The following is a 16,717-nucleotide window of genomic DNA, read 5'->3' as shown; positions in this document are numbered from 1 at the left end:
TATGAGCGAAGCAATCAAACAGCCTGTGAGCCCTGAAGGCATTATCCAGATGCAGGGCGTCAACAAGTGGTACGGCCAGTTCCACGTGTTGAAAGACATCAACCTCAACGTCAAGCAGGGCGAGCGTATCGTGCTGTGCGGCCCGTCGGGTTCGGGCAAATCCACCACCATCCGCTGCCTCAACCGTCTGGAAGAGCACCAGCAGGGCCGTATCGTGGTCGATGGCGTGGAGCTGACCAACGACCTCAAGCAGATCGAAGCGATCCGCCGTGAAGTCGGCATGGTGTTCCAGCACTTCAACCTGTTCCCGCACCTGACCATCCTGCAGAACTGCACGCTGGCGCCGATGTGGGTGCGCAAGATGCCTAAGCGCAAGGCCGAAGAAATTGCCATGCACTACCTTGAGCGCGTGCGCATTCCAGAACAGGCGCACAAGTTTCCGGGGCAACTGTCCGGCGGCCAGCAACAGCGTGTGGCCATTGCCCGTGCCCTGTGCATGAAGCCTAAAATCATGCTGTTCGACGAGCCGACCTCGGCACTCGACCCGGAAATGGTCAAAGAGGTTCTGGACACCATGATCGGCCTGGCCGAAGACGGCATGACCATGTTGTGCGTCACCCACGAAATGGGCTTTGCGCGCACCGTGGCCAACCGCGTGATTTTCATGGACAAGGGCGAGATCGTGGAGCAGGCGGCGCCGAATGACTTCTTCGACAACCCGCAGAATGATCGGACCAAGTTGTTCTTGAGCCAGATTCTGCATTGATCGAAGCTTGAAACAATAAACCCGGCCTGGTGCCGGGTTTATTTTTGCCTGTTCAGGAGGCCTTGAGTGCTTGTTGTTTTTCGTGGTTGACGGTGCAGGTGAAGGCGTTGCGCAAGTCTGCACCTTCGGCCAGTTCTTTGGCGTCGGTGAGCAAGTGTGGGTAGCGGTCCAACAGGCGCATCAACACCATCAACGGTTTGGGCGGCGTTATTTCGCCGCGTTCGTAGCGTGAGAATGCGTTGTGCCCGCCACCGGACAGCCGTTCCACGGTTTCTTTTTGCGTGAGCTGCAGTTTGCGGCGGATACGCTTGAGTTCGGCTCCGACCATCCGCCGAGCGGCGTGAAGCAACTCATCACCTGCTTTGGCATGGCGCTCGGCGCATTCAGGGTCATACATGCCGTCTTCGCACAGTTGGCACTCCCAGCCCGATAGATCCTCAATGCGCTGTTCCAGGCCTTTGATGCGCAGGGTTTCACTGCGGCCCTCAAAACGCACCATGGCGTCGGGCGCGCCGCAGATAAAGCAATGTTGGGTTTTCATAGGTTCATCCCTTTGAAGGAGATCACCGGTGGGTTGCTACCGGAGCAGTAAGTGACCTTGATGTAAATCTCCAGACCGTGTGAATGGATGTGGTAGACGTCTTGCCAGACGCGGTGATCGGCGTAGGTGGTCATCGACTTGTACAACATCCTGTTCTGTAGTTTGAAAACGACCGCCTGCATCTCGCTGATGTCGAGGTCGAGTTGCTTTCCCGCCTCCTTGGCTGCACGGGTGAATGCTTTTGCACCCAGTCGCCTGACATCCGCCTTGATCACGGCCAGATCGTAGTGAGGTGTGTACTTTTCCATAAGACACCTGAGTCCAATAATTACCCTATATGGGTAATATTACCAATCGAAAATACTGCTCCGTTTGCTACATAAGAACCCTAGTGCGTTGCCTTTGTAGGCAAGTCCGAATAGGCTGTAGGAAAATTCATCCTATGATTGGACGAAAGTGCAAAACCTATGACAGACATCGCCCCTCTGATCAAACGCTCCCTGGTCGATCAAGCGTTGGAGCAACTGCGCTGGCGTATTACAGAAGGCAAATGGGCCATCGGTGAGCGCCTGCCGACCGAGCCGGAGCTGTCCGCCGAACTGGGCATCAGCCGCAATACCGTGCGTGAGGCCATGCGCGTGTTGGCGTTCTCGGGTTTGATCGAAATCCGCCAGGGCGACGGCAGTTATCTGCGCTCCATGACTGACCCGCTGGGCACGATGCGTGCGCTGTCCCATTGCACGCTGGCGCAGGCGCAGGAGACGCGGCAGATTCTCGAAGTGGAGGCCATCGGCCTGGCGGCGTTGCGCCGTACCAAGGACGATCTCAAGGGGCTGCGTGAAGCCCTCGAGCGCAGCGGTGAGCTGTACCACGGTGACCTGGAGGCTTACATCAGCGCCGACCTGGTGTTCCACAACCGCTTGGTGGACGCCGCGCACAACCCGGCGTTGAGCGAGCTGTACCAGTATTTCTCCAGCATCGTAGGCGCCCAGTTGCGCCAGACCCTGAATATTTCACCCCGTCGTCAGGCGGTATTCGACCTGCACATCGCCTTGCTCGACGCGGTAGAACACCAAGACCCCGAACGCGCCAAATCCCTCTGCCGGCAGTTGATCAATGAACCTTGAAGCCAAACGCACGACTGAACTCGAAGAACTGTTGATCGACGCCGAAGCCGACGACGAAACCGTCCAGCAAGCCCATCCGCTGGTGGCCCGCCCGTGGCTCTTGCTGCTGGGCCTGGTGCTGGTGGCGTTGAACCTGCGGCCGGCGCTGTCGAGCATGTCGCCACTGCTGGCTGAAGTGTCCGGCAGCCTGGGGTTATCTGCGGCCAAGGCCGGGTTGCTGACCACCTTGCCGGTGTTGTGCCTGGGGCTGTTCGCACCGACTGCGCCGATCCTGGCCAGGCGTTTTGGCGCTGAGCGCGTGGTGCTGGGGATTCTGCTGACCCTGGCCGGCGGCATCATCCTGCGCAGTGCGTTCGGTGAAGTGGGGTTATTCGCGGGCAGCCTGATCGCTGGCGCCAGCATCGGCATCATCGGTGTATTGCTGCCGGGCATCGTCAAGCGTGATTTCGCCAGGCAGGCGGGCGCCATGACTGGCGTCTACACCATGGCGTTGTGTCTGGGTGCCGCGTTGGCAGCTGGAGCCACGGTGCCCCTGAGTCAGTACTTCGCAGACAGCTGGGCCATCGGCCTGGGGTTCTGGGTTATCCCGGCGTTGCTGGCGGCGCTGTTCTGGTTGCCACAAGTGGGGCAAAAGCACGGCGCCCATCAGGTGGCTTATCGGGTCAGGGGCTTGCTGCGTGACCCGCTCGCCTGGCAGGTGACTTTGTACATGGGTCTGCAGTCGTCCCTGGCCTACATTGTGTTTGGCTGGTTGCCATCGATCCTCATCGGGCGGGGCTTGAGTGCCACCGAAGCCGGGTTGGCGCTCTCGGGCTCGATCATCGTGCAACTGCTCAGTTCCCTGGCCGCACCGTGGTTGGCTACCCGTGGCAAGGACCAGCGCCTGGCGATTGTGGTGGTAATGCTGCTGACCCTCGGCGGCCTGTTCGGTTGCCTGTATGCGCCGCTGGACGGTTTGTGGGGCTGGGCGATTCTGCTGGGCCTGGGGCAGGGCGGCACCTTCAGCCTGGCGCTGACCTTGATCGTGCTGCGCTCGCGCGATTCCCATGTGGCCGCCAACCTGTCGAGCATGGCCCAGGGCATTGGTTACACCCTGGCTTCGATGGGGCCGTTTGCGGTCGGCCTGGTGCATGACTGGACCGGCGGCTGGTCGGCCATCGGCTGGATCTTCGGCGTGATCGGCCTGGGCGCGATTGTCGCGGGCCTGGGCGCCGGACGTGTGCGCTACGTTCAAGTGACCAGCGAGAAACTCTAGAGGTACACCACCTCCAGGGTGGCCGAGCCATCGAGTGGGGTTTCCACACTCAAGTCGAGGTTCTGCCGGGCGTTGATCACGGTTTGCACCGTCACGGCGCCCACCAGGGTGCCGATGGCCGTGGGCCCGCTGACGCTGCCCTCGACCTCGGTAAAACCCAGGTAGCTTCGCGAGCCGATGTCGATAGGGTTGAGGTTGGACGTGCGCCACGCCAGGCCGCCGGTGGTGGACTCGGTGCCGAAGATCTGCGCGGTGTTGCTGGCTTGGGTCTGGCGCGGGTCGAAGGTCATGGAGTAAACCCCCAGGCGGTTGCCGCTGATATCAAACCCCAGCCCGTAGTAAATCTCACTGTTGACCATGGCCGAGCCGTCGCGGTTGTCGCGCATGCGCAGGGCATAGCGGGTAGGGCCGTTGCAGGCGATGCCGATGCGCAGGGTCTGCACGGGCAGGCGCGTGGCGGTCGCCAGGTTCAAGTCTTGCTGGGCGATCTTGCCGTAGTCGATCAAGGCGCCGCCGGGGAACTGCGGCAAACAGGCGGCGGGCGTGATCAGGCCTTTGACGCTCAAGTCCACTGCCGAGGCAGCCAGTACCGAGGGGGCGCAGGCCAGTAACAGCAAGCTGTAAAGGACGTGGGTTTTCATGGGGCGGACTCCTTGCAGTGACGGGTTAGGGGTAGATGATTTCAAGGGTGCCGGAACCGTTGATATGCACCACATCGCGCAGATCCAGACTTTGCATGGGCGCCAGGTAAGTCTTGATGCGCAGGGTGCCGGTCAGGGTCTGGATGGCGACCGGGCCGGTGGTGACACCGGTCTTGTCGGTAAAACCGAGGATGCTGTTGGCGGCCATCGGGATCTGGCGTGCGGTGGAACTGCTCCACGCCACGCCATTGCTGGTGGAGTCGGTGCGGTACAGCGTGGGGAAGGTATCGGCGCTGAACTCCGCCGGGTCGATGGTCAGGTAAAAACGCCCGATCTTGTTGCCACTGGCGTCCAGGTCCAGGCCGTAAGCGGTTTCATCGGTGCCGCCGGTGGCCGAACCGTCGCGGTTGTCTTTCATGCGCAGGGCAAAGGGGATCGGCGCGTCGCAGGTGACGCTCAGGCGTAGGGTGCGGGTGGGCAGCGGCGATTCGTTGGTGGCACTCAAGTCCTTGGCGTACAAGGTGCCGTAGTCCACCACGCCGTGGTCCGACAGCGAGGGCAGGCAGGCGATGGGCGCAAAGTGCGCGCGCAGCGTCAGTTCCCGGTAACGCCCGTGCTTTGCACCGTACAAGGTGCCGGTGGTTTCCCAGGTGGTGGCATCGCGCACTTGTGTGGCGGCGATATCGGCCCAGGCGCGCAACGTCAGTTGCAGCGACAGGGTTTTACCCGTAGCCACCGTACCCTGTTCGACCGGTGCTATGCCGTGGCCGGGGCGCCATTCCAGCACGCTGCCATTGGCAACGGGCGCCTGGCCTGCGGCGGGCAGCAAACCCAGTTCTACGCTGCGGCCGTCGAGCACCGCGTTGCCGACTTCGATGGTATAGCTGCCGTGCTCGGTAAATTGCAGACGCTGCGGGTTGGCGGCCAGGGCGCGGTAGAACAGGCTGAGGTCTTCGACTTGCGGGCAATTGACGGTCACGCTCAGGCGCCGCTCGCCCAGCAGACGTTGCGGCGCACTGTCGGCTTGCGCCAGGCGGCTCATCAGGCCGAAATCCACCAGCGGTTCGCTGACATTGAGTTGGCATTCTTCAAAGGCCTGGGCAGTGCCGGCGACGCCGATCAGCAGCCACGGGCACAGTTGACGCATATAAGGTGTGACGGGCATGGCGATCATCCTCAAGGCAGGTTGCAACGTGCGGGAGCCGTTTCGAAGTACACCGACGGATCAGCCTTTGCCGGCAGTTCGTAGCGCAACTCGCAACGGCTACCCTGGGGCGTGGTTATCCACAACGTCGGCTGTTCCAGCACATTGGGCAGGAACACCTGGCTGCCGTCCTGCACCAAGGTGACGAACTCACCATTGGCAGTGCTGACGGAGGCGCCCGCAGGCAGCGGCGCGCCCTGGTCGTTGCTGACGGTAAGCAGCATTCGGCGGGTGAGACCGACGCCGAACTCAACCCGGTCCACGGCGCCGCGCCCGGCTGAGATCATCGCCAGGCCGTTGTTGATATCGGCGTTGCGCGGCAGCGAACGGGTCTGCACTTCCACCGGGCTGCGGCCATAAGCGGCGACTTGCGGCACCACGGCCTGGCCTTGCCAGTCGGTCCATACCGGGCCGCTGGGCGTGCTGAGCTTGATGCCGCTCATGTCGCCGACCGACACCAGGGCGAAGGTGTCGCGCACCGGATAAGGTGAAAAAGTCACGCCGTCGCCGTGCACCACCACACCGCCGCGAGCGCCGCCTTGGTAGCTGGATCGCTCGGCATCGGAGCGGCTGTAGCTGAAGTCGAGCTGGCTGTAGCGCGGCAGGGCCGACACGCCCACGGTGGTTTCCACTTGATGGTCGCTGCTGTCGTGTTCGGCGCTGACGCGGTAGCTGAGTTGGTCGTCGATTTGCTCGGTAACGCCCAGGCCGGTACGGTTTTCACCGCCTGAGTTACGGACCCAACTGCGTAGCCGGCGACTCTCGCCCAGCGGCACGCTGACGTTGAAATACACCGCGTTGTCCTGTTGCTGGCGGCCGCCCATTTGCCACTCGGCACTGGCCGACAACGACACTGCGCCGATGCTCGTGCCCCAGGACGCCAGCGCACGGCTGCTGCTGTCGCCGGCGAAGTTGGCCGAGCGTGAAACCCCGGCGCTGAATGCGCCCAGCAGCGGGTGCGACCAGCCGAGGTTGAGGCTTTGCTGGTCGCGATAACGTGAGTTACGACGGTCGTAGCTGCGCTCATTGCCGTCGTCGCGCTCGTAGGTGCTTTCTTCGAGTTCGCGATAGCCGATGCTGCGCCAGGAATTGGCGGCGCTGACCGACCACTGTTCACCCAGGCGCTGGGACCAGGACAGGTCAGTCTGCACCCCCGAGACCTTTTCCCAGGACTGGGTGTTGGACAGTTGGGTAGACAGCTGGATCTGGCTGTCCAGCCACGGTAACCAGCCCAGGCTGGCGCCCATCGAGCGATATTCGCTGGCCGCCAGCACGCCTGTGCCGAGGGTCAATTGCGGGTGCAGGGCGCCGGTCCAGCCGGCGCTGACCACCCACGGATCATCGCCTTTGGCATCGCCCACATTGCGTACCCGGCCGGCGGCCACGGAGTAACCCGGCGCGGGTAGCCCGAGGCCGAGCATGGCCGCCGGCACCGTGAAGCGCCGTTCACCACCGACACTTTCCTTGACCGTCACTTCGACGTCCGAGCGGGTGTTCAAACGGCGTACATCGTTCAGGGTAAAGGGCCCGGCGGGCACCACGGTGGAGTGAATCAGCGCGCCGTTCTGGCGTACTTCCACTTGTGCCGGGCTGTTGGCGATGCCTTGGATCTGCGCGCCCTGGCCCTGTTCTTGAAGCGCGTGTTCGGTGAGCACCTGCACGCCAGTAATTTGCGCGCCGGACAGCACCGGGTTGTACAGATTGATCTGCCCGGCTTGCAGCACTGCCTGGTGGCTGGCAAAGGTGCGCTGTGCGTAGGCTTCCAGGTGAGTGCTGCGCGACAGGCCATCCTGCCAGGTCTGCACCTGGCGACTGCGCACGATCCAGTCATCGGCGTTGAAGCCAACCTCGGTATTGGCTGAGCCAAAGCGGCTGGCGTCATCGCCGAAGCGATTGTAAAAACCGCTGAGGTCATAGTTGACCAGCCCGGCAAAACCGCCGGTTTCGTACCCCGAGATATCCTGCTGCACAGGGCGCAAGGCTTCGGTGGGCACCACCAGCGACACCGTCAGTGTGGCCGGGTCCGGCTCCACCAGGGTTTGTGGATACTGCGCGAGAAAATCCTGACAGCCCGGCGTGTCGCTGGGCGTCACCAGGTCAGCGGCGTCCAGCAGGGCGCGGTCCAGGCAGAGGTTGCCCTGTTGATCGAAAGTCAGATCCTGTCGGCCACGTCGCTGGCCGTTGACCCGCAGGTTGACGGTGTGCCGCCCGGCAGCGAAGCGCGGCGCCGCCAGCAACAGGCTGGCCAGCTGTGGGTCAATGCCGCGTTGATGCAGGGTCTGGGCATCGAAGCTCGAAGGGCTGGACTCGTCGGCCCAGGATTTGGCGGGCAACAACGCACACAGCAATACCACCAGTGGCAGGGTCTGGCTGGAGGGGGAATCGGGCACGGCTTCGCCGTCACGGTAACTCAATACTGTTTTCACGCAAGGTACTCGAATAGTGAACGCACAGGCCCGGAGCTCCCAGGCGTTCTGGTGACGGTCAATGAGCCGTCACTTCGTTATCAGGTGCACGACGCCTGTAGTTCAGTCAGAGGGTGAGCGGTGCGTCGTAGGCCTTGACCGCAAACCCATACACTGTGGCCGGCTGCAACCTGACCTTGGTGGCCTGGCTGCTGTTGGCCGGCACACTCAAGGCTTCGCCCGGCAGCACATAGGTGCGCGGCAGCATCGCCCTGCCGTCGCCGGGCAACAGCAACAGCTCCTGGGCCAGGCGCACCACATACGGCGTGTCGTTACGCACCTGTAACTGGCCGTCGCGCAAGGTCCAGGTCAGGTCAGTCCAGGGTGTGCGGTTGCGCGCAAGGCCTTTGGGATGAATGATCACCGGCAGGTTCTGGCGCACGGTTACGCCCACGCGGGCGTGCCCGGCGGCAGTGGCGGCACGGCCTTGGGGCATGCCTTCAAACACCGCGCGTTTAAGCCGCTGGGTGAGTAGCGGCTTCTGGTTTTGCAGGATGAAACGCACCAGCTGGGATTTGGACGCTTCGACCCGCGACAGCGGTGGCGTCACCACCAGCAGCGGCTCGGTGTCTTCAGGAATATCCTGCAAGGTGACATGCAGCAGCGCGAGCTGGCTGTCCGTGTTGGTCACCGACACCGCCGCTTCGCCTTCGGCTTCATGCACGATCACCACGGAGGTGTCCGGGACCATGCCATCGGCTTTTACCTGGTTGCCGAGCATCAGCAGCAGGGCAATCAGGCCGACAGCGGTGTTTGAGAATATCGTCGTCATGACGGGGTTTCCATTAGGCCAAAAAAGTGTCGGTCACAGGTAGCGCAAGTCCAGGACGATGGAGCCGTCGAGGGGCACTTCCTGGTCCAGGGTCAGGTACTGCGAGAAGTTGATGGCGGTGTCCACATGAAGCTCGGCGGTCAGTTGGCTGATGAAGTCGGGTTGACGGTCACCTGCCGGGGCAAAGGCCATGTAGTAGCGAGGGTAGGCATCCGCCTGCTGTGTCCAGGTTTCGCCGCTGTCGGCAGAGGCCAATACCTGCATGGGCTGTGCGTCGCCCATCGCGTTGCGATAGGACAAGGCCACGTAGCCCAGGCGTTCGCCGGGGACATGGATATTCCGGCCCAACCCGTAGAAAAACTTGGGTTCCAATGACGACTCCGCGCGATTGTCGACCCCCACCAATGCAAACAACATGGGCCTGGCGCAGAGCACGTTCAGCGCAAGCACTCGACTGGGCAGCAGCGTGAACTCGTTGGGCTTGAGGATGTGGGACGGGATCTTGCCGTGGTCGATGCTGCCTTCATCCGTCAACTCGATATGGCAGGCATCCGGGGTTACCCGGCCGGTCACCGTGAGGTCGACAGTCGAAGCCGCGCGGGCATCGGCCAGGCAAAGTACTGCAGCAAAGCAACAGGCGAACCTGTTCAGTGCCGGCACAGGTAGGCGCAGCCCATGCCCGGCTGTGTTCAAGGGATGGGCGGCCATGGCTTAGAGGTACTTCACTTCAAGGGTGGCGGAGCCGTCGATGGTCACCTCATTGCTGAGGTCCAGGCCGTCGGTGGGGTTGATGATGGTGAGCACTTCCAGGTCTACGCTCAGGTCCTTGACCGACAGCGGTTGGGTGTCGTCGTCCACCGAGGCTGCCGCCATGTACATGCTTGGCACCCAGAACTTGTCGGAATACCAGGTGTTGCCCTGGTCCATCGATGCGATGGGTTGAGCGGTCACGCCGTCGGCAACCACGCCGCGCCAAGTGAGGGAGAAGTGGCCGAGCTTCTGGGTCTCGTTGATAAAGCCCAGGCCGAAGTCCGTGGCGATACCTGAGGCGGCGCGGTTATCGATAGGGTGCAGAGCAAACTGAATCGGCGCGTCACAGTTGACGTTCATCGACAGGGTATGCAGGCCAATCGCCGTGTGCCTGTCCGGGCTTAAGTCCTTGGCAGATATCTTGCCGTGGTCGATCACACCACCAGCGGACAGGCTGGGCGTGCAGGCACTGGGAACGATAAGGCCTTTGACTGTCAGGTCTACACTGGACGCGGCGAAGGCAGTGGCCGAGCCGAGCAGCAGTACGCTGGCGGCCAGGGTGGTCAATTGAGTTTTCATTGGGGCTCCTTAAAGGTAATTGACTTGCACGGTGGCGTGACCGTCGATAGGCACATCGTCGGTCAGCGTCAGGCCGCTGGCGGGCGCAATGTGGGTGATCAGGCGTATCTCGGCGTCCAGTTCCCGGATCGCAATCGGCACTACGCCGTCGTTGTCGGCGACGGCTGTCAACACGGTATGACTGAGCATCACGGACGGCATCCAGGTCACGCCGCCATCCCTTGAAGTGATGGTGCGTACCGCTACGCCATCGGCCACTGGCTGGTAGAGGCCAAGCCCGGCATCGCCGAGTTTTTCGTTGTCGGGGGTCGTGCCCAGGCCATGCCAGCTGAAGTGGTTGGCGGTAGTGCCGGCGCGGTTATCGATGGTGTTCAGGGTGAAAAATGTCGGCCCTTCACAGCGCACACTCAACAGCATGGTTTCTCTGGGCAGGTCGGTGTAAGTGTCGGCATTGAGGTCCTTGACCGATACCTTGCCGAAGTCGACATTACCGCCGCCGGAGACCACGGGCGCACAGGCGCTGGGCGTGATGATGCCCTTGACGGTGAGGTCCTGGCTGCTGGCGGCCAGTGCGAGAGACGAGGTGCCCAACAACAAGGCGGCCAGGGGCGCCGCTCTTAAGTAAGTCATCGTTTGAACCTTCCTTAGTACGGGGATGGGGTTACAGGTACAGCACTTCCAGCGTGGCGGAGCCGTCGATCGGCTGTTCCTCGGTCAAGGTCAGGCCACTGGAAGCGGCGATAGTGGGGTGAACCACCAGGTTGCTCGTCAGTGTCTTGATCGCGATGGGTGCCCAGGTGCCACTTGCGTTGTTGCCGAAGGCGGCGAGCCTGCCGCGCATCCAGATGGCGTCCTCACTGTTCTCGCTCCAGGTGGCGCCGTTGTCGCTGGAGGCCAGCTTGCTGACCGGCAGGCTATCGGCGAGGTAGCTGGTGAGAATGATCACGAAGTCGCCGACCCGCTCGGTTTCGTTGATAAGCCCCAGGCCATACGAATAATCGTTGGGGCTGCTGGCCGAACCGGCGCGGTTATCCACACCGTTGAGTGCAAACAGCGTGGCGGCCTCGCAGCTGAGGTTGAATGGCAGGCTGGTGGCCGGCAACGGGGTAGCCTGGTTTTCCTGCAGGTCCTTGGCGGCGATCTTTCCGTAGTCGGCAACGCCGCCTTGGGCCAGTGTCGGGGTGCAGGCGCTGGGGGTGATCAGACCTTTAACGGTCAGGTCCACGCTGCTGGCAGCGAATGCTGGTCCGGCGCAGATCAGCAACAGTGTCGCGGCAAGTGTGGTTAGGCGGCTGGCCATGGGTCACATCCTGTGAGTTAGAGGGGGTTACAGGTATTTCACTTCAATTGTGGCGGAGCCGTAGATGGGGACCTCGCTGGTCAGGTCCATCCCGGCAGTTGGAGCGATAATGGTTTGCACCATGAGGCCAGCCGTTACTTGCTGGACGGGTGCCGGCGCCCAACTGCCGGTCGAGCGATCGCCAAACGAAGCGAGGTCGACGACTGGCCAGACGTCGCCTGGGGAAGTTTCGAGCCAACTGAGGCCGTTGTCCCGGGACCCAATCAACGAAATCACCGCGCCGTCAGCCATTGGGTTGTCGAGTATCAGGGTGTACCCGCCGAGTTTTTTGCCGCTGACCAGGCCCAGGCCGTAGGCGTTGTCGGGGTCATAGGAGCTACCTTGATTGTCGGTGCCCTTAAGGGCCAGCAAAGTGGGTGCATCGCAGGTGATCGCCAGTTCCAGTCTGTGATTGCCAAGCAACGTGTAGTTGTCCAGCTTCAAATCCTTGGCCGCAACTTTGCCGTGGTCGATGACCCCACCGTTTGAAAGGCTCGGTGCACAGGCGCTGGGGGTGATCAAACCCTTGACGGTCAGGTCGACGCTGCTGGCGGCGAACACGGTTGAACTCATGGCGAGCAACAGAGCGCTGCTCAACAGGGACAGACGGGTTTTCATTTGGAAAGTGTCCATTTACAGATACTTCACTTCAAAGGTCGCGGAGCCGTCGATTACCACTTCGCTGGTCAATGTCAGGTTTTTTGCAGGTGCAATCGAGGTGTGCAGCGTCATGTCCATACTCGCGTCCTTGATTGGATGCGGTGCCCAACCGTTATCCCCACGGCTGCCCAGCGCCACCAGATCGTTGGGGGCTATGCCTTCATCTGCAAGGAGGTCCGTCCATTGGCCCTCGGAGTTGTACATCGCGATCAGGGTGGAGGGCGTTTCGGCGGCGGGGTTGCTGAACGTCAGCTGATATACGCCGAGCTTCTGGTTCTCGTTGATCAAGCCCAGGCCAAATGAGGCGCCGTAAGCGGCGGAACCGGCTCGATTGTCGAGGGGGTGGATTGCAAACAGCGTCGCCGCGTCGCAATTGACGCTCAGTTGCAGGCTCTTTTTCTCAAGCGGCGTATAGCTGTCCTGATTCAGATCTTTTGCCGCGATTTTTCCAAAATCGACATTACCCGGCAGGCTGGGGGTGCAAGCGCTGGGCGTGATCAAGCCTTTGACGGTCAGGTCGACGCTGCTGGCGGCAAATACCGACGAGTTCAGGGCGAGCAGCAGGGCACTGCTCAGTAGAGATACAGAGGTCTTCATTTCAATTGTTCCATTACAAGCTGGCAGATTGAGGCGCGGCAGAGCAACGCCCGACCTTGCGTGGCGGGTGATTGCTGAGCGGCGTTCTCGATGGTTATTGGCGCTTGCCGGGGAGTGGCAAGCCGACCCTCTTTGGGGTGAGCACAATTTAGCGAGGGGGGCAAGCAGGGGAAATACAACTAATACGACATTGGCAGGGCGGTGTGAAGGCCAAGATTCAGGGGGGATTTTCGTAGTTGTTGTATGGGCTTTAATTAACTCGAAAGGTTATTTGTTTTTGGCCGATAGCATTCAAAAGAATGCGTCGACCATTGCTGCATGATAAGCCTCAAGGGCTATTGCATCAGTGCTGCGGATGGCTGCTGGATCAATAGTTGCGATAGAGGTACTGATGGGTTCGCTGGTAGGTTCAACCGCAGGAGCGAGCCGCAAACTGAAGCCGCCAAGCCTTCCCCCGTTTCATTGGCGGCAGTTGAGTGTGCTGGTTGTGGATGACCATTCTGCCTACCGCCTGTTGTTGGGTGGTCTGTTGCAGAAACTGGGGTTGGGGCACGAGTTGGCCGCCGACGGGTATCTCGGATTGGTAGCCTTTGTCAGCCGTCCCTTCGACATGGTTATCAGCGATTGCCAGATGCCCTTTATGGATGGTTACAGCATGGCCCGCGCCATTCGCCAGCATGAGCGCGACAACGGGCTGAGGCGAGTGCCGATCATTGCCCTTACCGCCAACCTGCAAAACGATAGCCCACAGCGTTGCCGCGATGCCGGCATGGATGCCTGGCTGCTCAAACCCTTGACCCTTGAACAATTGCACGCTGTGTTGGTGCGCTGGTTGCCAGGTGTGGATGACCTGTACGTCGACCAGGCGGCCGTTGTCCCGCTGGCTGGCTGGCCAACGCGTGCCACGCTGATCGCGACGTTTGGCAGCGAGCCTGTCGTCGATCAATTGTTGGAAACCCTGCTGTTCGAGGCGTGGGAAGACCATCGTGTATTACGCCATGCCTGTGCGACGTTGAACGCATCACTGACAGCGGAGCGCCTCCACCGCTTGGTGGGCAGCCTGGTGTTTTTGGGCGGAACCGGCCTTGAACCCGTTGCAGTAAGGCTGATCGAACAGGTTCAGTCCCAGGGCGTAGCGGCGCACAAGGTGCAATTGGAATTGCTCCTGGCTCGGCTGTGCGTCTATCTCGAGTACCTGTCCGATGTCTGAGGAGCGGTGTTTTCATAGAGCGTTTGCAATCCTCCGATCTTGTTTTTGCTGTAGGTATTTTCCTATTGTTTTGTAGGCAAAAAAATGTGAACTAGTGAACATTGGGGTCGGCTGCAAGGGGCTGTTTGTTAGCGGTTGTTGATGAGCGCCGGCGGAGGTATTTTGCGCGGATTCAAGTTGCCATCATTCGTGGGAATTTATGCTTCGAGTAATTATTGCTGACGATCATCCTATTGTTCGTATCGGGCAAAAAGTTGTGATTGAGGCGCATGGCAGGTGCAAAGTGGTCGCGGAGGCGGATGGCCCCGATCAGTTACTCAGCTTATTGAGTACGACGCCGTGCGACTTACTCATCACCGACTTTGCCATGCCGGGTGGGCAGCAGGCCGATGGCTACGGTTTGTTGAGCCTGTTGAACCGCCAGTATCCGCGGTTGCCGGTGATTCTGGTGACCATGTTTGCCAGCGTCGCCACCCTGCGCGCTTCCTTCGCCCATGGTGCCAAGGCAGTGGTGGCTAAAAGTGCTTCGGCCAAGGAGCTGCCCCTGGCGATCAAGGCCGTGTGTGCCGGCCAGACGTTCGCCAGTGAGTCCCTGCGGGTGCAAATGGTCGAGGCGGGCACGGGCGATCAGTCCCAGGAGCCGCAATTGTCCGGCAAGGAGCGCGAGGTGGTGCGCATGTTGGCCAGTGGCATGACCGTCAGCCAGATCGCGGCGCAGGTCAACCGCAGTATTTCCACGATCAGCAAACAGAAAAGCACGGCGATGCAACGGTTGAGTATTTCCACCGATGTTGACCTGTTCGCCTATGCTCGCAGTGTCGGGATGGTGCCGTAGGCTGATCATTTGCGTGGCGAATGTCAGTAGCCAGCGCAGTGTGGGCAGCTTATCGTGCGCCTATTCTTTCGACGTCTGCGGAGCCTGCCCATGAGTGATGCCCATAACGCCCTGATCACCGAGTTCTACAGCGCCTTTCAGCGTCTGGATGCCGAAGCCATGGCCGCCTGCTACACCGACGACGTAGTGTTCAGCGACCCGGCCTTTGGCGAGTTGCGCGGGCGTGACGCCGGGGATATGTGGCGCATGCTCACCACGCGGGCCAAGGATTTCTCCCTGACCTTTGACCATGTGCGCAGTGATGACCGCACCGGCAGCGCGCACTGGGTGGCGACCTACCTGTTCAGCGCCACCGGCAATACGGTGGTCAACGACATCGGTGCGCGGTTTGTGTTTCGCGATGGCAAGATCTGCGAGCACCACGATCACTTTGACCTGTGGCGTTGGTCGCGTCAGGCCCTGGGCTTGAAGGGATTGCTGCTGGGCTGGTCGCCGGCGCTGAAAAACGCCGTGCGCGCTCAGGCACTCAAAGGCTTGAAGGCATTTCAGGCCGGTCGTTGATAAGCTGGGCGCTCTTCTGGTTTGCCGGCATTACCCGTGACTGATCTTCCTCAACCCAAACCCTGGTTTGTCTACCTGGTGCGCGCCGCCAATGGCTCGCTGTATTGCGGCATCAGCAATGACCCGGTGCGCCGTTTTGCCTCGCACCAGAGCGGCAAGGGCGCGCGGTTCTTTCTGTCCAGCCCGGCTGTGGCGCTGGTGTACACCGAACAATGCGCTTCCAAGGGCGAGGCGCTGCGCCAGGAGCGCTTGATCAAGAAACTCAAGAAAAGCGCCAAGGAATGCCTGGCGGCGAGTGGCTCATTGATTTGATTGATGAGTTCCTATCGTCCCCACGCAAGGTTTTGCAGGCTAAGCTAGCCGTTCATCTATCGAGCGGAGACCTGCATGTCTGAGTTGATCCTGCACCATTACCCGCAATCGCCCTTTGCTGAAAAAGCCCGCCTGTTGCTGGGCTTCAAGGGCTTGTCCTGGCGCTCGGTGCGTATCGCGCCGGTGATGCCCAAGCCTGACCTGATCTCGCTGACCGGTGGCTATCGCAAGACCCCGGTGCTGCAGGTCGGCGCCGATATCTACTGTGACACGGCTTTGATCGCCCGCCGTTTGGAGCAGGAAAAGTCCGCGCCGGCACTGTTTCCCCAGGGTTTGGAACTGGTGACCCAAGGTTTCGCTGCCTGGGCGGATTCGGTGGTGTTCTCCCATGCCGTGGCGCTGGTGTTCCAGCCGGAATCCCTGGCGGTGAAATTTGCCAAGGTGCCGCCGGAAATGATCCAGGTGCTGGTGGCCGACCGCGCCAAATTGTTCAGTGGTGGCACGGCAGTTCGCGTGCAATTGGAGCAGGCAAAGCACCAATGGCCGGCGATTGTCAGCCGTATTGAGCAACAACTGCAGCACCAGGCCGGCGACTTCCTGTTCGGTGAAGCCTCGATCGCTGACTTTGCCCTGGCCCACCCCTTGTGGTTCCTCAAAGGTTCATCGGTGACGGCGCCGTTGGTCGATGCCTACCCGGCAGTGGCTGCCTGGCTGGACCGCGTATTGGGCTTTGGGCATGGCACTTTCAGCGAGATGAGTGCCGAGCAAGCCCTGGAAGTGGCGCGAAATACCGCGCCTGCGGCTTTGCCGGATGAGCTGTTCGAGGATTTGAACGGCTTCAAGCCTGGCCAGCAGGTGACCATTGCGGCCACTGACTACGGCACCGACCCGGTGGCGGGTGAACTGCTGTTTGCCGGCCGCGAAGAGTTGATCCTGCGCCGTACCGACGAACGCGCCGGCACCGTGCATGTGCACTTCCCGCGCATGGGGTTTCGCATTCAGGCGCAATAAATAAAAATATTTGCAAACAAAGGTGAGGTAAATCGCCCGCCCATCCGTGTAGTGCTTGAAACTGCGATCTATTCGCATTAACAGCGTTTTCT

General features: G+C 61.1%; 20 protein-coding genes. 8 read left to right on the top strand and 12 right to left on the bottom strand.

The features are described from left to right. The first annotated feature begins 1 nt into the window (after position 1). Complete coding sequence (locus FFI16_RS21475) at positions 2–766, top strand: amino acid ABC transporter ATP-binding protein (RefSeq protein WP_003171943.1); 765 nt, start codon at positions 2–4, stop codon at positions 764–766. A 52-nt stretch (positions 767–818) separates the two neighbouring features. On the opposite strand, the gene FFI16_RS21470 is transcribed toward FFI16_RS21475, so the two are convergent. Together FFI16_RS21470 and FFI16_RS21465 are read right to left on the bottom strand one after the other, a co-directional pair. Then, on the bottom strand, positions 819–1,307 hold the full coding sequence (locus FFI16_RS21470; RefSeq protein WP_138816746.1) for a type II toxin-antitoxin system MqsA family antitoxin: 489 nt from the start codon (positions 1,305–1,307) through the stop codon (positions 819–821). Beyond that, complete coding sequence (locus tag FFI16_RS21465; protein WP_058419372.1) at positions 1,304–1,615, bottom strand: type II toxin-antitoxin system MqsR family toxin; 312 nt, start codon at positions 1,613–1,615, stop codon at positions 1,304–1,306. The genes FFI16_RS21470 and FFI16_RS21465 overlap by 4 nt, the downstream gene beginning before the upstream one ends. A 159-nt stretch (positions 1,616–1,774) precedes the next feature. Here FFI16_RS21465 and FFI16_RS21460 point away from each other — a divergent pair, with 159 nt between their 5' ends. After that, positions 1,775–2,434 carry a FadR/GntR family transcriptional regulator gene (locus FFI16_RS21460; RefSeq protein WP_138816745.1) on the top strand — a complete coding sequence of 220 codons (660 nt, stop codon included), beginning with the start codon at positions 1,775–1,777 and terminating at the stop codon, positions 2,432–2,434. Then, on the top strand, positions 2,424–3,689 hold the full coding sequence (locus FFI16_RS21455) for a CynX/NimT family MFS transporter (RefSeq protein ID WP_138816744.1): 1,266 nt from the start codon (positions 2,424–2,426) through the stop codon (positions 3,687–3,689). The genes FFI16_RS21460 and FFI16_RS21455 overlap by 11 nt, the downstream gene beginning before the upstream one ends. Here FFI16_RS21455 and FFI16_RS21450 read toward each other — a convergent pair. From FFI16_RS21450 to FFI16_RS21405, 10 genes are all read right to left on the bottom strand, one after another. Next, positions 3,686–4,330, bottom strand: coding sequence for a DUF1120 domain-containing protein (locus FFI16_RS21450; RefSeq protein ID WP_138816743.1), 645 nt, complete (start codon positions 4,328–4,330; stop codon positions 3,686–3,688). The genes FFI16_RS21455 and FFI16_RS21450 overlap by 4 nt on opposite strands. Before the next feature lie 25 nt (positions 4,331–4,355). Continuing rightward, entirely contained in the window at positions 4,356–5,495 is a 1,140-nt protein-coding gene (locus FFI16_RS21445; protein WP_256666279.1) for a DUF1120 domain-containing protein, read from the bottom strand. A gap of 11 nt (positions 5,496–5,506) precedes the next feature. Further along, on the bottom strand, positions 5,507–7,960 hold the full coding sequence (locus tag FFI16_RS21440) for a fimbria/pilus outer membrane usher protein (RefSeq protein ID WP_256666278.1): 2,454 nt from the start codon (positions 7,958–7,960) through the stop codon (positions 5,507–5,509). A gap of 106 nt (positions 7,961–8,066) precedes the next feature. Further along, on the bottom strand, positions 8,067–8,771 hold the full coding sequence (locus tag FFI16_RS21435; RefSeq protein WP_138816742.1) for a fimbria/pilus chaperone family protein: 705 nt from the start codon (positions 8,769–8,771) through the stop codon (positions 8,067–8,069). Between the two features lie 33 nt (positions 8,772–8,804). Beyond that, the gene (locus FFI16_RS21430) at positions 8,805–9,479 is read right to left on the bottom strand and encodes a DUF1120 domain-containing protein (RefSeq protein WP_138816741.1); all 675 of its coding nucleotides are present in this window, start codon (positions 9,477–9,479) and stop codon (positions 8,805–8,807) included. Positions 9,480–9,482: 3 nt separating this feature from the next. Then, a complete protein-coding gene (locus FFI16_RS21425; protein ID WP_138816740.1) occupies positions 9,483–10,100 on the bottom strand; it encodes a DUF1120 domain-containing protein in 618 nt (205 codons plus the stop codon). Between the two features lie 9 nt (positions 10,101–10,109). After that, complete coding sequence (locus tag FFI16_RS21420) at positions 10,110–10,730, bottom strand: DUF1120 domain-containing protein (protein ID WP_138816739.1); 621 nt, start codon at positions 10,728–10,730, stop codon at positions 10,110–10,112. Positions 10,731–10,761: 31 nt separating this feature from the next. Continuing rightward, positions 10,762–11,400, bottom strand: coding sequence for a DUF1120 domain-containing protein (locus FFI16_RS21415; RefSeq protein ID WP_138816738.1), 639 nt, complete (start codon positions 11,398–11,400; stop codon positions 10,762–10,764). Between the two features lie 27 nt (positions 11,401–11,427). Beyond that, complete coding sequence (locus tag FFI16_RS21410; protein ID WP_138816737.1) at positions 11,428–12,057, bottom strand: DUF1120 domain-containing protein; 630 nt, start codon at positions 12,055–12,057, stop codon at positions 11,428–11,430. A gap of 15 nt (positions 12,058–12,072) precedes the next feature. Beyond that, entirely contained in the window at positions 12,073–12,696 is a 624-nt protein-coding gene (locus tag FFI16_RS21405; protein ID WP_138816736.1) for a DUF1120 domain-containing protein, read from the bottom strand. Between the two features lie 391 nt (positions 12,697–13,087). Here FFI16_RS21405 and FFI16_RS21400 point away from each other — a divergent pair, with 391 nt between their 5' ends. The 5 genes from FFI16_RS21400 (at position 13,088) to FFI16_RS21380 (ending at position 16,625) form a co-directional block, all read left to right on the top strand. Next, complete coding sequence (locus tag FFI16_RS21400) at positions 13,088–13,906, top strand: response regulator (RefSeq protein ID WP_138816735.1); 819 nt, start codon at positions 13,088–13,090, stop codon at positions 13,904–13,906. A 199-nt stretch (positions 13,907–14,105) separates the two neighbouring features. Beyond that, a complete protein-coding gene (locus FFI16_RS21395) occupies positions 14,106–14,741 on the top strand; it encodes a response regulator transcription factor (protein WP_138816734.1) in 636 nt (211 codons plus the stop codon). A gap of 90 nt (positions 14,742–14,831) precedes the next feature. Next, positions 14,832–15,302 carry a nuclear transport factor 2 family protein gene (locus FFI16_RS21390; RefSeq protein WP_138816733.1) on the top strand — a complete coding sequence of 157 codons (471 nt, stop codon included), beginning with the start codon at positions 14,832–14,834 and terminating at the stop codon, positions 15,300–15,302. 36 nt (positions 15,303–15,338) lie between these two features. After that, positions 15,339–15,614, top strand: coding sequence for a GIY-YIG nuclease family protein (locus FFI16_RS21385; RefSeq protein ID WP_138816732.1), 276 nt, complete (start codon positions 15,339–15,341; stop codon positions 15,612–15,614). A 75-nt stretch (positions 15,615–15,689) separates the two neighbouring features. Continuing rightward, a complete protein-coding gene (locus tag FFI16_RS21380; protein ID WP_138816731.1) occupies positions 15,690–16,625 on the top strand; it encodes a glutathione S-transferase family protein in 936 nt (311 codons plus the stop codon). The last annotated feature ends 92 nt before the right edge of the window (positions 16,626–16,717 follow it).

Source organism: Pseudomonas sp. KBS0710 (genome assembly GCF_005938045.2).
In the GTDB taxonomy this organism is placed as follows: Bacteria; Pseudomonadota; Gammaproteobacteria; order Pseudomonadales; family Pseudomonadaceae; genus Aquipseudomonas.
The sequence above is the reverse complement of the archived record's forward strand: the minus strand, read 5'-3'. Positions and strand labels throughout refer to the sequence as shown.

Coding starts and splice junctions, on each gene's coding strand:
- FFI16_RS21475 (WP_003171943.1), top strand. CDS start 2: ATGAGCGAAGCAATCAAACAGCCTGTGAGCCCTGAAGGCATTATCCAG.
- FFI16_RS21470 (WP_138816746.1), bottom strand. CDS start 1,307: ATGAAAACCCAACATTGCTTTATCTGCGGCGCGCCCGACGCCATGGTG.
- FFI16_RS21465 (WP_058419372.1), bottom strand. CDS start 1,615: ATGGAAAAGTACACACCTCACTACGATCTGGCCGTGATCAAGGCGGAT.
- FFI16_RS21460 (WP_138816745.1), top strand. CDS start 1,775: ATGACAGACATCGCCCCTCTGATCAAACGCTCCCTGGTCGATCAAGCG.
- FFI16_RS21455 (WP_138816744.1), top strand. CDS start 2,424: ATGAACCTTGAAGCCAAACGCACGACTGAACTCGAAGAACTGTTGATC.
- FFI16_RS21450 (WP_138816743.1), bottom strand. CDS start 4,330: ATGAAAACCCACGTCCTTTACAGCTTGCTGTTACTGGCCTGCGCCCCC.
- FFI16_RS21445 (WP_256666279.1), bottom strand. CDS start 5,495: ATGCCCGTCACACCTTATATGCGTCAACTGTGCCCGTGGCTGCTGATC.
- FFI16_RS21435 (WP_138816742.1), bottom strand. CDS start 8,771: ATGACGACGATATTCTCAAACACCGCTGTCGGCCTGATTGCCCTGCTG.
- FFI16_RS21430 (WP_138816741.1), bottom strand. CDS start 9,479: ATGGCCGCCCATCCCTTGAACACAGCCGGGCATGGGCTGCGCCTACCT.
- FFI16_RS21425 (WP_138816740.1), bottom strand. CDS start 10,100: ATGAAAACTCAATTGACCACCCTGGCCGCCAGCGTACTGCTGCTCGGC.
- FFI16_RS21420 (WP_138816739.1), bottom strand. CDS start 10,730: ATGACTTACTTAAGAGCGGCGCCCCTGGCCGCCTTGTTGTTGGGCACC.
- FFI16_RS21415 (WP_138816738.1), bottom strand. CDS start 11,400: ATGGCCAGCCGCCTAACCACACTTGCCGCGACACTGTTGCTGATCTGC.
- FFI16_RS21410 (WP_138816737.1), bottom strand. CDS start 12,057: ATGAAAACCCGTCTGTCCCTGTTGAGCAGCGCTCTGTTGCTCGCCATG.
- FFI16_RS21405 (WP_138816736.1), bottom strand. CDS start 12,696: ATGAAGACCTCTGTATCTCTACTGAGCAGTGCCCTGCTGCTCGCCCTG.
- FFI16_RS21400 (WP_138816735.1), top strand. CDS start 13,088: ATGGGTTCGCTGGTAGGTTCAACCGCAGGAGCGAGCCGCAAACTGAAG.
- FFI16_RS21395 (WP_138816734.1), top strand. CDS start 14,106: ATGCTTCGAGTAATTATTGCTGACGATCATCCTATTGTTCGTATCGGG.
- FFI16_RS21390 (WP_138816733.1), top strand. CDS start 14,832: ATGAGTGATGCCCATAACGCCCTGATCACCGAGTTCTACAGCGCCTTT.
- FFI16_RS21380 (WP_138816731.1), top strand. CDS start 15,690: ATGTCTGAGTTGATCCTGCACCATTACCCGCAATCGCCCTTTGCTGAA.